Genomic DNA, 13903 nt, shown 5'->3' on the forward strand with positions numbered 1-13903 from the left:
GATGGCCAAGGTCAGCGCGCATGCTGACGCGACCATGGAAACGGGCGTGAGGGCGCGCCTGGGCGTGGCCGTCATGTTGCAGTGTGCTGCTCGCGCAGTCATGACGACGCCCTCGCAGCGGCCGCCGAAGCGCCCGCCGCTCCATCGCCGCCCGCACCCGAAGCACCCGCCGCCCCTTCTGCTTTGCGCGGCACGATCCGCACAGGCGCGCCGTCGACAATCGAGTCCTGCGGATTCAAAATCACCTGCTCGTCGCCGTGCAGCCCGGACGCAATGGCGACCCGCGTGCCGAAGTCCGTCCCGAGCGACACCGGCCGCAGCTTCACCTTGCGTTGCGCGTCCACGGTCGCGACCTTCACGCCGTCCGGGCGGAACAGCAAAGCGTTGCCGGGCACCGTGAACGGCGCCGTGCCTGCGCCCAACGCGAAATGCACCTGCGCATATGCACCCGGCAGCAAATCGCCATGGCGATTGTCGACGTCGACTTCGACCAGCATGGTCCGTTGCTGCTGATCGACAGCACCCGCGGTGCGCGCCACCGTGCCCGGATAATGCCGCGATGGCGTTTCGGTCAGCGTGAGAAACGCCGTCTGCTGGGCGCGCACCTGCTGCGCGTAAGCCTGCGGCACATTCACATACACGCGCAGCCGGTCCGCTTGCGCGACATGAAACAGTTCCTTCGTGGGCCCGCCCGCGCTGCCCGCGTCGATCAACGCGCCGACGTCGACGTTGCGCGCCGTCACCATGCCGTCGAAGGGCGCATACACCTTCTGGAACGACTGCGTCTTCTCCAGACGCGCGACGTTGAAACGCGCCGCGTCGAGCGTGGCTTTCTTCGCGAGCATGTCCCCGACCTTCTCGTCGGTCTCCTGCTTCGACACCGATCTGCTCTTGAGCATCTCGCTCCAGCGATCGGCGGTGCTTTTCGCGAGCGCATAGTTCGCGTTGGCGTTCGCGAGATCGGCGCGGGCGGCGCGCAGTTGATCGTCCACCTCCGGCGTGTCGATTTCCGCGAGCAATTGACCGCTTTTCACGCGCGCGCCGATGTCGGCGTACCACTTCTTCAGATAGCCGTTGGTGCGCGCGTAAATCGGCGTGTCGAGAAAGGCCTGCACGTTGCCGGGCAAAACGAGATCGAGTCCGGCCGACGACTTCTGCGGGCGCACGACTTCGACGCTCATCTGGCTCGCATGCTGGGCGTCGCGTTCGAGCGCCGCGTGCGCACTGTGACGCGACCAGATGCCTTGGGCCGCGAGCGCGATCGCTGCCACGGCCACCACGACGACGAGCCAGCGCGTGCGCTTCGCTTTCGCGGGATCGCGCACGCTGCCGGAACCGTCTGGACGTTGTGCTTCCATCAAACTTCCCCTGTGTATTTGCGCGGGCAGTCGACGCTGCCTCTTGTGTTGCATGCGGTGTTGCATGCGGTGCCGCGCATCGTGGCGCGTGCCATGGGTATCGCTTCGCGCCTCATGGCTTACCCACCACATGCCCGGCCGCCCGCTGACGCCGCGCCGCGAGCCGCCGGTAGATCATCGAGAACACCACCGGCACGAAGATCAGCGTCGCCAGCGTACCGACCGTCAGCCCGCCGATCACCGCGCGCCCGAGCGGCGCATTCTGCTCGCCGCCTTCGCCGAGACCGATCGCCATTGGCACCATGCCGATCACCATCGCGAGCGCCGTCATCAGCACCGGACGAAAACGCGTGAAGCCCGCTTCGATCGCCGCGCGCGTTGCGTCGCCGTGTTCGAGCAACTGTTCGCGCGCGAAGCTGATCACCAGAATCGAATTGGCGGTGGCGATGCCGATACACATGATCGCGCCAGTCAGCGCAGGAATCGACAGGGTGGTGTGCGTGAGAAACAGCATCCACACGATGCCCGCGAGCGCACCTGGCAGCGCGGTGATGATGATGAACGGATCGAGCCACGACTGAAAGTTCACCACGATCAGCAAATACACCAGCACGATCGCGAACACGAGACCGGCGAACAGGCCCGAGAACGAATCGTTCATGGTCTGCACCTGGCCGCGAATTTCGATGGTCGACGATTTGGGCAATTCGGCACGGGCGTCATCGATGATCCTGCGGATGTCGTCGGAGACGCCGCCGAGATCGCGGCCGTCGGCGGTGCCGAAAATGTCGATCGTGGTCTGCGCGTTGTAGTGCGTGAGCACCGCGTTGCCGGCCTCGCGCTTCATGGTGGCGAGCGAGCCGAGAATGTTGGTGCGGCCGTTCGCGTTCAACGGAATGTTCGCGAGCGATTGCAGCGAATCGATCGTGTATTGCGGCGCTTCGGTAATCACGTTGTAGCTCACGCCATTGCGCGGATTGAGCCAGAACGTCGGCGTAGTTTGCTGGCTCCCGGACAGGGTGATCAGCAGATTGCTCGCGATCTCGCGTTGCGAGAAACCGGCTTGCTGCGCGCGCGTGCGATCCACGTCGATGAAGATGCGCGGCAAGTCGGCGGGCTGCTGGATGCGCACATCGGCCAGACCCGGCACCGTGCGCAAACGGTGCAGCAAGTTCGCGGCGAACACGCGATTGCCGGCTACGTCGCGGCCGACGATCTGAATGTCGATCGGCGAGGGCATGCCGAAGTTGAGCGTCTGGCTGACGATATCCGCGGGCAGGAACGCGAACTGCACGCCGGGGAATTCGTCGGTGAGCGTACGCCGCAACGTGCGCACGTAGTCGGCGCTCGGATGATGACCGGGGTTCAGCGTGATCAGCACGTCGGCATCCGAGGTGCCGATCGTGCCCGTGTTGCTGTATGAGAGGTTGATGCCCGACACCGGCAAGCCGATGTTGTCGATGATCGAATGCAGTTCGCCCGCCGGGACCAACTGACGAATCCGCATGTCGACGCGATCGGTCAGCACGGCGGTTTCCTCGACCCGCATGCCGGTTTTGGCGCGCAGATGCAGCGCGATCGTGCCGGCGTCGACGGCAGGGAAAAAGTCGCGGCCGAGGAACGGCATCAGCAGCATCGAAGCGCCGCAGCCAAGCAGAAACAGCGTCACGAACAGACCCGGCTGCGCGACGCGCGCTTCGAGAAACACGCGATAGCGCTGGCGCAGACGCGCAAAGCCGCGTTCGAAAGCGTAGTGCGCGCGCATGAACGGATTGCGCGTCTGCGCGGACGCGTGATGCAAGTCGATCGGTTTGTGGTGATGACGCAGCAGATATTTCGCGAGCGTCGGCACCAGCGTGCGCGAGAAGAAATAGGACGCCAGCATCGCGAACACCACGGCTTCGGCGAGCGGAATGAACAGATAGTGCGCGACGCCCGTCAGCAGAAACATCGGCACGAACACGATGCAGATCGACAGGGTCGACACCAGCGTCGGAATCGCGATCTGATGCGCGCCGTCGAGAATCGCCTGTTCGAGCGTCTTGCCCTGTTCCAGTTGATGGCTGATGTTTTCGATCGCCACCGTCGCATCGTCGACCAGAATCCCGACCGCGAGCGCGAGCCCGCCGAGCGTCATGATGTTGATGGTTTCGCCCAGGCTCGACAGCGCGATGATCGACGTGATCATCGACAACGGAATCGACACGAAGATGATCAGCGTCGCGCGCCAGTTGCCGAGGAACAGCAGAATCATGAGACCGGTCAGGCACGCGGCGATCAATGCTTCACGGAGCACGCCCTGCACCGACGCGCGCACGAACAGCGACTGATCGGCGACGGGATCGATATTCAGCGACGCGGGCACGAGATTGCGCAGCGTCGGCATCATCGTCTTGATGCGGTCGACGATGTTGAGCGTGGACGTGTTGCCGCTTTTGTTGATCGTCAGCAGCGACGCGCGCTGGCCGTTCACGCGCACGATGTTGGTCTGCGGTTGAAAACCGTCGCGCACATGCGCGACGTCGCGGATATAAACGGTGCCGTTGGCCGTCGAGCGGATCGGGATGTTGTTCAGACCGGCCAGCGAATCCGGGCTGCCGTTCATTTCCACCGAGTATTCGGTCGAGCCGATTTTCGCGGTGCCCGACGGCAGGATCAGATTCTGCGCGGTGACTGCGTTGACTACGTCGAGCGGTGAGAGATTGCGCTCCTGCAACTTGCGTGAATCGATGTCGACCATGATCTGCCGCTGCTTGCCGCCGTAGGGCAACGGCGCTGACGCGCCGGGCACGGTGGCGAGCTGCGTCTTCAGAAAATTGTTGCCGAAGTCGTACAGCTCCTGCTCGGTCAGCGACCCAGACGACAGCGCGAGCCGCAGGATGGGCACCGTCGACGCGTTGTAGCGCAGGATGTTCGGCGGCGTGATGCCAGGTGGCAGCGAGCGCAACTGCGTTTGCGACAGCGCGGTGACCTGCGCGAGCGCTTCGTTGATATTGGCGTGCGGCTGGAAAAAGATCTTGATGACCGCGATGCCGTTCAGTGAGGTCGATTCCGTGTGCTCGATATCGTTCACCGCCACCGACAATCCGCGCTCGTAGTTGAGCACGATGCGCTTTTCCATCTCGTCGGCGGGCAGGCCGTTGTACGACCAGATCACCGAGAGCACGGGAATGTCGATGTTCGGAAAGATGTCGGTCGGCGTGCGCAAAAGCGTGAGCGGCCCGACGATCAGCAGGAGCAACGCCAGCACGACGAAGGTGTAGGGACGCCGCAGCGCGAGACGAACGATCCACATGACTAGCGTGCCTGCTCGAAAGCGCGAAGGGCGCTGCCGTGCGTGCACGCGACGCGGCGCCCGCGCTGAATATGCCGCGCGCCGCGACGCAGACCGTGGCGCGAAGAGGGCGTGGTGCGCGGGTTAAACGAATCGTCCTGACGGTGCACGTTTTTGATATCCCACCCTAGCAGGGTTTATGATGGTCTCGTGACGAGGTTTTACGCCCAGATCATCGGTCGCGCGCAGCGTAATTGGAATAGGGCGAAACGACGGGTGCGCAGCCTTTAAATCGCGCTTTCCAAAGGCGCGTAAAACGGGAACAATGACTCGAACCTCTCACGCGTATCACGCGCAGCAGATTGGGTGCGTACGCAACGTTGGCGGCGAAGCGGCGCTTTTATCATCACCTTGACCGGCATGAAATTACAAAGCCGGCTACGGGAGAAACGGGGAAACATCATGCAAATCGGTTCCATTGTCCGGTCGGTGCATATCGCCGTGCCGCAAGGCGCGCGCGGAATCGTCATGCGCATTCTTGGCGACATGGCCATGGTGGCGTGGTATGCCGGCGAGCCCGGTGCATCACCGCATCTGAATACTGAACCCTTTTTCCTTGAAGACCTGATCGACACCGGCGAGCAGGTCCGCCCGTCGAGCGCGCAGATGCATTGACGGCCTTTTTCTGTCGAAGTGTAGGCACGTTGTAGCTGAGTTGTAATCCGTATGGTGAGCCGTCGCTCTCGTCTTTGACGGCGGCCCGGCGCACAATGCCGGCATGAACGACGACAACCTCGACTCCCAGGACGGCGCGCAGAGCGCCGTGCCTTTCGCCCGGCTCCAGCCAGAAATCGTGCTCGACGCGCTCGACAGCGTGCTTGGCACGATCGGCGTGCGCACCGATGGCCGCATGCTGCCGCTCAACAGCTACGAAAATCGCGTGTACCAGGTGGGTGTCGAAGACGGCCCGCCCGTGGTCGCGAAGTTCTATCGCCCCGAGCGCTGGAGCGATGCCGCCATCCTCGAAGAACATGCGTTCGTCGCCGATCTCGCCGCTCGTGAGATTCCGGCGGTGCCTGCGCGTACGTTGGAGGGCCGCACGCTGCATACCTTCGACGGTTTCCGCTTCTCGATCTTCGAGCGCCGCGGCGGCCGCGCGCCGGATCTCGACCGGCGCGACACGCTCGAATGGCTGGGTCGTTTCATCGGCCGCATTCATGCGGTTGGGCAGACGCAGAACTACGCCGAACGGCCGACGCTCGACATCCACACGTTCGGCTATGAGCCGCGCGACTTCCTGCTCGCGCAGCGCTTCGTGCCCGACGACGTGCGCACCGCATGGGAGACCGTGGTGAACCTCGCGCTCGAAGGTGTCGAGCGCGCGTTCGAGCGTGCCGGCGATATCCGCATGTTGCGCATGCACGGCGACTGTCATCCGAGCAATGTGTTGTGGACCGACGCGGGCCCGCATTTCGTCGACTTCGACGACAGCCGCATGGGTCCGGCGGTGCAGGATTTGTGGCTGCTACTGCCGGGTGAGCGCGCGGAAGCTTCGCGTGCGCTGGCGGATCTGCTCGCCGGTTACGAAGACTTCTGCGAGTTCGAGCCGCGCGAACTGTATCTGGTCGAAGCGTTGCGCACGCTGCGGCTAATTCACTACCAGGCGTGGCTCGCGCGTCGCTGGGACGACCCGGCATTTCCGGCGGCGTTTCCATGGTTCAACACGCAGCGCTATTGGGAAGACCGCATCCTCGAAATGCGCGAGCAGATCGGCGCGATGCAGGAAGGGCCGCTCTGGCCGGTTTAGATGCTCGCGCGGGATGTGTGGTTGCGCATGCCATTCACGAACGGTCCGAACGCGAGGCGAACGCGGCTGACCGCTGGCCCGCACGTGGCCGCATGGTGCGTGACAGGGTTTGATGTGCGCTTCGCGGCAGCGATTCTGGCAGCTACGTAGGGACTGCAAGTGCGCGAGCAGGCGGGCAGGCGTTGCAAGGCGCTTGCGACACCACGCTCGACGACTGCCCCCACGTCGACTTGACGATCACCTCCGCGCGTACGTCGCGCCCGGTCACTTCGAGGCGGGACGTGTCTGCGCGAAGTCCTCGGGCGAGCAGACCTCGCTCGCGAAATGAGTGGCACCGTCGTGCGTCATCGTGACGACGGTGCTGAGCGGATCGAACATGTATTGCGACTGGAAATCGACGAAGCGGTCCTGGGTGCGCTGACGTTCGTCGAGCCAGCAGCGCGTCTCCGCTTCGACGCCGCCGGCGAGACTCGCAGCGCGCGAATCGATGCCGCCGTGCCTCACCAGCAGGTATCAGAACGGCAACGTTGACGGGACCTGCGCTTGAAGTCGGTTTGCGCCGTGTGGATGTCAGGCGGCTGTCACACATGGAAATAGAGCACGGATTGAGCAAACCGCTTAAATGTGTAATGATAGCCATTCTCAATTGAAAGGCGTCGCCAGCTATTTGTCACATTTCTCCTCCTCTGTGACCGCCAGCCAGCCTCTCAGCCGGACGACCAGGACCGCAAGCCAGGCCGTCCAGCCCCTTCCCCGAATATTTTTATAACCGCTGCCGGTGATGAGCGCGCGTGATCCGTCGCGCGCCGGCGACGCAGCAACCCACTGCGCCTGGAGCCTGGATGTGAACGCGCCTGATTCGATCGAAGTGAAACCCGCTGCCGCAGGCGGCACCCAGTACACCGCCCATACGCCGGAGCGCGGTCATCATCTGATGGACGATGCCGAGCAGGCCGCGCGGCGCCGACGTTCACGGCGCGCGACATTCATCAGGTGGCTGCGCAAGGTGCATGGCTGGATCGGTCTATGGGGCGCGGTGCTGGGTCTGATGTTCGGTGTGACCGGTTTCCTGCTGAACCATCGCGGCGGGCCGCTGAAGGTACCGACAGGCGAGCCGCAGGTCGAGGAAATGCAGATTCCCGTGCCGCAAAAACCGCTGCATTCGCCGATGGAGATGGCAAAGTGGCTGAAGAAAGAGCTAAACATCGACGGCAAGCCGGGGCGCTCACGGCGCGAGCCCGCGCATCCGGTGGCGTGGGGTGATCGCAGCACGATGCAGCCGGAGTTCTGGCAGATCGGCATCATGGGGCCGTCGCAAAGCATGCAAGCCGAGTACTGGGTCGGCAACAGCTTCGTCTCAGTGAAGCGCACCCGGAACTCCTTTCTTGCCACGATGAACAATCTGCACAAGGGCGTGGGCTTGAGCGTCGGCTGGGTGCTGTTGATCGACACGATTGCAGGCAGCCTCATTCTGCTGTCGCTGACTGGTGTGTTGCTTTGGACCGAGTTGAATAAGCGCCGCGTGGTGGGCGTCGTGCTGATCGGTGGATCGGTGATTGCAGCGGTGGTGTGTGGGTTGATGTGAACAGTCGAGCGGCGCGGCTGAGATGCGCAGCGCAAACCGGCGCTGCGGTCGCAGCTTCGACCCCGCCGCGTTACCAGCCCCGTCATAATCGCCGAATCGCAGCGCTTCGCTCAAAGACTCGCATTAAACGCTACATGCCGCACCACCAGAAGCAGCGATCTCCCGTGCCGCCTTCGCGCCTTCCACCTGCAGCAGCGTAGGCAACGAAACGCCGTTCTTGGCCGCCGTCACCTCGGCGAGAATGGACACGGCGATCTCCGGCGGCGTCCGGCTGCCGATATAAATCCCGACCGGCCCATGCAACCGCGCCAACTCGGTTTCGTTCAGATCGAACTCCTTTAGCCGCTCGCGGCGCGCCTGGTTATTCCTGCGCGAACCCAAAGCACCGACATAAAACGCCGGTGTCTTCAGCGCCTCCATCAGCGCGAGATCGTCGAGCTTCGGGTCGTGCGTCAGCGCGATCACCGCGCAGCGTTCGTCGAGCTTCATGTCGATCACGGTGTCGTCGGGCATCGTCCGTACGATTTTCGTGCCGGGGATGTTCCACTCCTCGGTGTATTCCTCGCGCGGATCGCACACCGTCACCTGATAATCGAGCCCCACCGCGATGTGGCACAGGTAGCGCGACAACTGCCCCGCGCCGATCACCAGCATCCGGTAGCGCGGGCCGTGGATCGTCAACAGCCGCTCGCCGTCGAAATGCACGCCGTCGGTCGCCTGCGCGTCGCCGAGCCGCACCGCGCCCGTCACCATATCGACATCGCGCGCAACGAGCCGGCCGTTCTCCACTGCGCGGCACAGTTCGGCGATACCGCTTTGTTTCGTCAACGGTTCGAGCACCAGTTGGATCGTGCCGCCGCAAGGCAGGCCGAAGCGATGCGCTTCCTCGGCCGTGATGCCGTACTTCACTGCTTCCGGATGCGTCTGCTCGATACCCCTTTGCCGCACCCGGTCGATCAGATCGTCTTCGATGCAGCCGCCTGACACCGAGCCCACCACGAGCCCGTCGTCGCGCACCGCGAGCATCGCGCCCTCGGGACGCGGCGACGAACCCCACGTCTTCACCACCGTCACCAGTAGCGCGCGATGTCCTTCTTCCAGCCAGCGCGCGCTGGACTTCAGGACTTCGAGATCCACGCTGTCCATGATCGTTTCCTTTTCGTTGCGTCTGCGTCTGTGTCCGCACCGGACCCGGCCGCCGACGCGTCATTCGGTTCCGTACCGGTCTGTGCGGCAGCGGCCTCGTCGCCGTCGACAGGCGCGGCGCTGCCGCCCTCGACTGCGATCTGTGCGCCGAAGCGTTTGAAGAACTCGCCAGCGATTTTACGCGCCGCGCCGTCGACGAGCCGCGAGCCGATCTGCGCGAGCTTGCCGCCGACCTGCGCGCTCGCCGTATAGGTGAGCTTCGTCGCGGCGTCGCCATCGGGTTCGAGCGTGACGCGCGCGTTGCCTTTCGCAAAACCCGCCGCCCCGCCCTGGCCCTCGAACACGATGTTGTACGCGTTCGGTGCGTCGATGTCGGTCAGCTGCATGCGCCCCTTGAAGCGCGCCTTCACCGGACCGACGGCGGCGCTGAGCGCCACGAGGTACGCGTTCTCGCCATCCGGGGCGATGCTTTCGCAACCCGGGATGCAGGCGCGCAGAATCTCCGTATCGTTCAGCGCGTCCCAGGTGCGCTGCTGCGTAACCGGCAGTGTATGGATTTCGGTCAATTCCATGATGTTGCTCCTGCGGTCGTCGTGGCCGCGTGGATTGGTCGAGGCGCGCGCGTGAGTTGCGCGAGATCGCGGCCGAACGCAGTCAGACTGTCCAGATTATGAACCGGGCGATGCGCGTCGACATACGGCAGGATCGCCTGCACGCCGCGCGCCTTCGGAGAAAAGCCGCTGAAACGCAGCAGCGGATTGAGCCAGACGATGCGGTGCGCGAAGCGGCGCAGACGTGCCATCTCGATGTCGAGCACGTCGATCGCTTCATGGTCGAGGCCGTCGGTGACGAGCAGCACGGTGGCTCTGCCGGTCAGCACGCGCCGCGCCCAGCGGCGGTTGAACTCGGCGAGCGCCGCGCCGATCCGCGTGCCGCCCGACCAGTCGAGCACCTGGTCGGTGAGCGTCGCGATCGCCACGTCGGGGTCGCGCTCGCGCAGCGCGCGCGTCGCGTTGGTCAGGCGTGTCCCGAACAGGAACACCTGCAGACGTTCGCGCGACAGCAGCAGCGCGTGGCAGAAATACAGCACCGCGCGCGAGTAACTGCTCATCGAGCCGGAAATGTCGAGCAGCAGGACGAGCGGCGGCTTGCGCTCGACCACCGCGCGATATTTCCACACCGTCCAGTCGCCGCCCGCGCGCACCGCGTGCCGCGCGCTCGCGCGCAAGTCCGCATGGGTGCCGTGCGAGGCGGCTTTGAGGCGGCGCGTCGGCTCGGTCGCGAGCGGCAAGCGTTGGCCTCGGATCAGATGGCGCAAGCTGCGCCACTCATCCGCGGAAAGCGTGTCGAAATCACGATGACGCAGCCGCTCTTCGGCGCTGAACGTGACGTGTGCGTGCAACTCGTGCTGTTCGGTCTCCTGCGGCGTCCTGCTATGCGGCGACGGCGGCGCGCGCACCGCCAGCGCATCGGCGAGACGGTTGTTGCGTTTGGGCGGCGGCAGACCGTCGCGGACTTTCGGCAGCAGCAGCGCGCGCAGCTTGCCTTCCCAATCCGGATCGCGCCAGAACAGATCGAATGCCGCGTTGAACAGGTCGCGTTCGTCGGGCGCGGAGACCAGCAGCGCGGCGAGGGCGGCGCGCACGTCGTCGCGGTGGCCGAGATCGATCCATTGCAAGGCGGCGAGCGCGTCGACGGCTTGCGCGGGCGACATCGGCAAGCCGGCGCCGCGCAGCACGCGCACGAAATGGACGACGTTGCGGGCGAGCGTGGGCGTCTCGTCGCGCGGCGCGGCGCTCACGCCAGAAGGCGCACTGACGAGTCGCGCGGCTGGCACACCCGCTCGCGGGTTTGAGCCGGAAGCGTCGCTATCGCCATGGTCGGTTCGGTTCGTCATGCTGCTATCCGGGCGCGGTGAGGCATTGCGCAATTTGCGCGGCGTCGACGCGCGCCAGATCGTCCTGATACTTGAGCAGCACGCCTAAGGTGTTCTGCACCGATTGCGGATCGAGTTCTGTCACCGACAGCGCTTCCAGCGCGCGGCACCAGTCGATTGTTTCGGCGATGCCCGGCGCTTTGAACAGATCCATGCCGCGCAGCCGATGCACGAAGTCGACCGCGCGCCGCTGCAACTGCGCGGACGTCTGCGGCGCACGCGCGGCGACGATCTCCAGTTCGCGCTCGCGCTCGGGATAGCCGATCCATTGATACAGGCAGCGGCGTTTCAACGCGTCATGCACTTCGCGCGTGCGGTTCGACGTCATCACGACGAGCGGCGGCTGCGCTGCGCGGACGGTGCCGTATTCGGGAATCGATACCTGGAAGTCCGAAAGCAGTTCGAGCAGAAAGGCTTCGAACGGTTCGTCGGCGCGATCGATCTCGTCGATCAGCAGCACGCGCCGCGCGCCGGGATGACGTTCGTCCGGCATCAGTGCTTGCAGCAGCGGCCGCTTTAGCAGGAATTCGCCGCGATACAGCGTGTCGTTGTCCGGGCGCTCGCCCGCGGCTTCGGCCAGCCGCAGCGCCATGATTTGCCGCGGATAGTCCCACTCGTAGAGCGCGCTGGCCGTGTCGAGGCCTTCGTAGCATTGCAGCCGCAGCATCGTGGTGCCCAGCATGCCTGCGGCCGCTTTGGCGAGCTCGGTCTTGCCGACGCCCGGCTCGCCTTCGACGAACAACGGCCGCTCCATGCGCAAGGCGAGATACAACGCGGTCGCCAGTTCGCGGCTGGCGAAATAGCGTTGGGCGGCGAGTTGCGCGAGGGTGTCGTCGATCGAAGCTGGCTGCATGGCGGTCCTGAGTCTGCGCGCTCCGGGCGGTGAAACGCGACGCCGGTGAAACGCGAAGCGGTGCGCCGCACCTAGCGTCGCGTGGTTTGACGAACGGGACGGCGCCGACGTGCTCAGGCAAGACAGCACGGCACGTCAGCCGCCGATCGCAAGGATCGCTAAGCGTTCGCCTTCGTCACCGCGCGCGCGGCCAGCACCGGAATCAGATGCGCGCGGTACTCGGCGCTCGCGTGCATGTCGGTGTTCAGATCGTCGGGCGGCACGCTAACCGCACGCGCGGCGTCCGGCGTGAAATTCGCCGACAGCGCGCTCTCCAGTGCCGGCACACGAAATACCGAAGACGCCGCACCCGTCACCGCGACGCGCACACCGCTCGCGAACTTCGCGACGAACACACCGACCAGCGCGAAGTGTGACGCGGGATTGCGGAATTTCTCGTAGGCCGCGCGCTCGGGCACCGGAAACTCGACGGCGACGATCAACTCGTCGGGCGCGAGCGCGGTCTCGTACATGCCGACGAAGAAGTCGCTCGACGCGATGCGCCGCCGCTCGGTGACGATGGTCGCATCCAGTGCGAGCGCCGCCGCCGGATAGCAGGCGGCCGGGTCGTTGTTGGCGAGCGAGCCGCCGATCGTGCCGAGCGCACGCACCTGCCGGTCGCCGATATGCGCGGCGAGATCCGCGAGCCCCGGCGACACGCGCCGTAATTGCGCGTGATCCGCGACGTCGGCATGACAGACGGCTGCGCCGATCGTCACCTTGCCCGCGTCGACGGTGATCGACTTGAGCGCGGGAATCCGCGTTACGTCGACCAGTTGGGACGGCTGCGCGAGACGCAGCCGCATGGTGGGCAGGAGGCTTTGGCCGCCGGCCAGAAACTTCGCGTCGCTGTCGGCGGTGAGGAGGGCGGCGGCCGCTTTGGGATCCGTCGCGCGTTGATACTCGAATGAATACATGTCGAATGCTCCGCTCAGGATCTCAATGGGTTTGGGCTGTGCGAATCGCGGACCACACGCGATGCGGCGTCGCCGGCATTTGCAGATCGGTCACGCCGAGCGGCGCGAGCGCGTCGATGATCGCGTTGATCACCGCGGGCGGCGAGCCGATCGCGCCCGCCTCGCCGCAGCCTTTGACGCCGAGCGGATTGTGCGTACACGGCGTGCCCTTCGAGGTTTCGACGGTGAAGTCCGGCAGATCGGAGGCATGCGGCATCGCGTAGTCCATGTACGAGCCGGACAGCAGCTGGCCACTGTCGTTGTCGTACACGCAGCGCTCCAGCATCGCCTGGCCAATACCCTGCGCGAGCCCGCCATGCACCTGGCCTTCGACGATCATCGGATTGATCACATTGCCGAAATCGTCGACCGCGGTAAACTTCTGGATGCGGCACACGCCCGTTTCAGGATCGACTTCGATCTCGCAGATGTACGCGCCCGATGGATACGTGAAGTTGCTCGGATCGTAGAACGCGCTTTCTTCGAGGCCCGGTTCGAGCACGTCGAGCGGATAGTTGTGCGGCACGTACGCGGCGAGCGAGATTTCGGCGAACGCCTTGGTGCGGTCGGTGCCCGCGACGCGGAACACGCCGTCCTTGAACTCGATGTCTTCGGCTGCGGCTTCGAGTAGATGCGCGGCGATTTTCTTCGCCTTCGTTTCGATCTTGTCGAGCGCCTTCATGATCGCGGAGCCGCCGACCGCGATCGAGCGCGAGCCATACGTGCCCATGCCGAACGGAATTCGCCCCGTGTCGCCGTGAACGATCTCGACGCTTTCCAGCGCAATGCCGAGGCGGTCGGCGACCACTTGGGCGAAGGTGGTCTCGTGTCCCTGGCCGTGGCTGTGCGAGCCCGTAAATACGGTGACTGAACCGGTGGGATGCACGCGAATCTGTCCGACTTCGAAGAGACCGGCGCGTGCGCCCAATGCGCCCGCGATGTTCGACGG

The 13903-nt window shown here is 64.8% G+C and carries 12 protein-coding genes; 3 read left to right on the plus strand and 9 right to left on the minus strand.

Annotation, left to right across the window (positions count from 1 at the left end; all coding sequences use genetic code 11):
• Positions 1-98 precede the first annotated feature (98 nt).
• Together CIC12_RS09045 and CIC12_RS09050 are read right to left on the minus strand one after the other, a co-directional pair.
• Positions 99-1358 (minus strand): efflux RND transporter periplasmic adaptor subunit, encoded by a 1260-nt coding sequence (locus CIC12_RS09045; RefSeq protein ID WP_168663787.1) that lies wholly within the window; start codon positions 1356-1358, stop codon positions 99-101.
• A gap of 112 nt (positions 1359-1470) precedes the next feature.
• Positions 1471-4653, minus strand: coding sequence for an efflux RND transporter permease subunit (locus CIC12_RS09050; protein WP_168663788.1), 3183 nt, complete (start codon positions 4651-4653; stop codon positions 1471-1473).
• Between the two features lie 441 nt (positions 4654-5094).
• Between CIC12_RS09050 and CIC12_RS09055 the strand changes: the two genes are divergently transcribed.
• Positions 5095-5307, plus strand: a complete 213-nt coding sequence (locus tag CIC12_RS09055) for a hypothetical protein (RefSeq protein ID WP_042327325.1) — start codon at positions 5095-5097, stop codon at positions 5305-5307.
• Between the two features lie 103 nt (positions 5308-5410).
• Positions 5411-6439, plus strand: a complete 1029-nt coding sequence (locus tag CIC12_RS09060) for a serine/threonine protein kinase (protein WP_168663789.1) — start codon at positions 5411-5413, stop codon at positions 6437-6439.
• A gap of 264 nt (positions 6440-6703) precedes the next feature.
• On the opposite strand, the gene CIC12_RS33020 is transcribed toward CIC12_RS09060, so the two are convergent.
• On the minus strand, positions 6704-6943 hold the full coding sequence (locus tag CIC12_RS33020; protein WP_238812475.1) for a hypothetical protein: 240 nt from the start codon (positions 6941-6943) through the stop codon (positions 6704-6706).
• A gap of 340 nt (positions 6944-7283) precedes the next feature.
• Between CIC12_RS33020 and CIC12_RS09070 the strand changes: the two genes are divergently transcribed.
• Positions 7284-8024, plus strand: coding sequence for a PepSY-associated TM helix domain-containing protein (locus CIC12_RS09070; protein ID WP_168663790.1), 741 nt, complete (start codon positions 7284-7286; stop codon positions 8022-8024).
• A 123-nt stretch (positions 8025-8147) separates the two neighbouring features.
• Here the strand turns inward: CIC12_RS09070 and CIC12_RS09075 are convergent, their stop codons facing one another.
• From CIC12_RS09075 to CIC12_RS09100, 6 genes are all read right to left on the minus strand, one after another.
• Positions 8148-9170 (minus strand): XdhC family protein, encoded by a 1023-nt coding sequence (locus CIC12_RS09075; protein WP_168663791.1) that lies wholly within the window; start codon positions 9168-9170, stop codon positions 8148-8150.
• Positions 9143-9742, minus strand: coding sequence for a CoxG family protein (locus CIC12_RS09080; protein ID WP_168663792.1), 600 nt, complete (start codon positions 9740-9742; stop codon positions 9143-9145). The genes CIC12_RS09075 and CIC12_RS09080 overlap by 28 nt, the downstream gene beginning before the upstream one ends.
• On the minus strand, positions 9733-11067 hold the full coding sequence (locus tag CIC12_RS09085; RefSeq protein WP_174771976.1) for a vWA domain-containing protein: 1335 nt from the start codon (positions 11065-11067) through the stop codon (positions 9733-9735). Before CIC12_RS09085 ends, CIC12_RS09080 begins: the two co-directional genes overlap by 10 nt.
• Positions 11068-11071: 4 nt before the next feature.
• Positions 11072-11959 (minus strand): AAA family ATPase, encoded by an 888-nt coding sequence (locus tag CIC12_RS09090; RefSeq protein WP_168663793.1) that lies wholly within the window; start codon positions 11957-11959, stop codon positions 11072-11074.
• 158 nt (positions 11960-12117) lie between these two features.
• Positions 12118-12915 carry an FAD binding domain-containing protein gene (locus tag CIC12_RS09095; protein ID WP_168663794.1) on the minus strand — a complete coding sequence of 266 codons (798 nt, stop codon included), beginning with the start codon at positions 12913-12915 and terminating at the stop codon, positions 12118-12120.
• A gap of 22 nt (positions 12916-12937) precedes the next feature.
• On the minus strand, positions 12938-13903 hold a 966-nt coding region (locus CIC12_RS09100), incomplete at its 5' end, for a xanthine dehydrogenase family protein molybdopterin-binding subunit (protein WP_168663795.1).

It is taken from the genome of Paraburkholderia sp. SG-MS1 (assembly GCF_012275575.1).
Lineage (GTDB): Bacteria > Pseudomonadota > Gammaproteobacteria > Burkholderiales > Burkholderiaceae > Paraburkholderia.

What these genes read in the sequence shown, in the direction of transcription:
- CIC12_RS09045 (WP_168663787.1), bottom strand. Translation starts at nt 1,358, where the DNA reads ATGGAAGCACAACGTCCAGACGGTTCCGGCAGCGTGCGCGATCCCGCG.
- CIC12_RS09050 (WP_168663788.1), bottom strand. Translation starts at nt 4,653, where the DNA reads ATGTGGATCGTTCGTCTCGCGCTGCGGCGTCCCTACACCTTCGTCGTG.
- CIC12_RS09055 (WP_042327325.1), top strand. Translation starts at nt 5,095, where the DNA reads ATGCAAATCGGTTCCATTGTCCGGTCGGTGCATATCGCCGTGCCGCAA.
- CIC12_RS09060 (WP_168663789.1), top strand. Translation starts at nt 5,411, where the DNA reads ATGAACGACGACAACCTCGACTCCCAGGACGGCGCGCAGAGCGCCGTG.
- CIC12_RS09075 (WP_168663791.1), bottom strand. Translation starts at nt 9,170, where the DNA reads ATGGACAGCGTGGATCTCGAAGTCCTGAAGTCCAGCGCGCGCTGGCTG.
- CIC12_RS09080 (WP_168663792.1), bottom strand. Translation starts at nt 9,742, where the DNA reads ATGGAATTGACCGAAATCCATACACTGCCGGTTACGCAGCAGCGCACC.
- CIC12_RS09085 (WP_174771976.1), bottom strand. Translation starts at nt 11,067, where the DNA reads ATGACGAACCGAACCGACCATGGCGATAGCGACGCTTCCGGCTCAAAC.
- CIC12_RS09090 (WP_168663793.1), bottom strand. Translation starts at nt 11,959, where the DNA reads ATGCAGCCAGCTTCGATCGACGACACCCTCGCGCAACTCGCCGCCCAA.
- CIC12_RS09095 (WP_168663794.1), bottom strand. Translation starts at nt 12,915, where the DNA reads ATGTATTCATTCGAGTATCAACGCGCGACGGATCCCAAAGCGGCCGCC.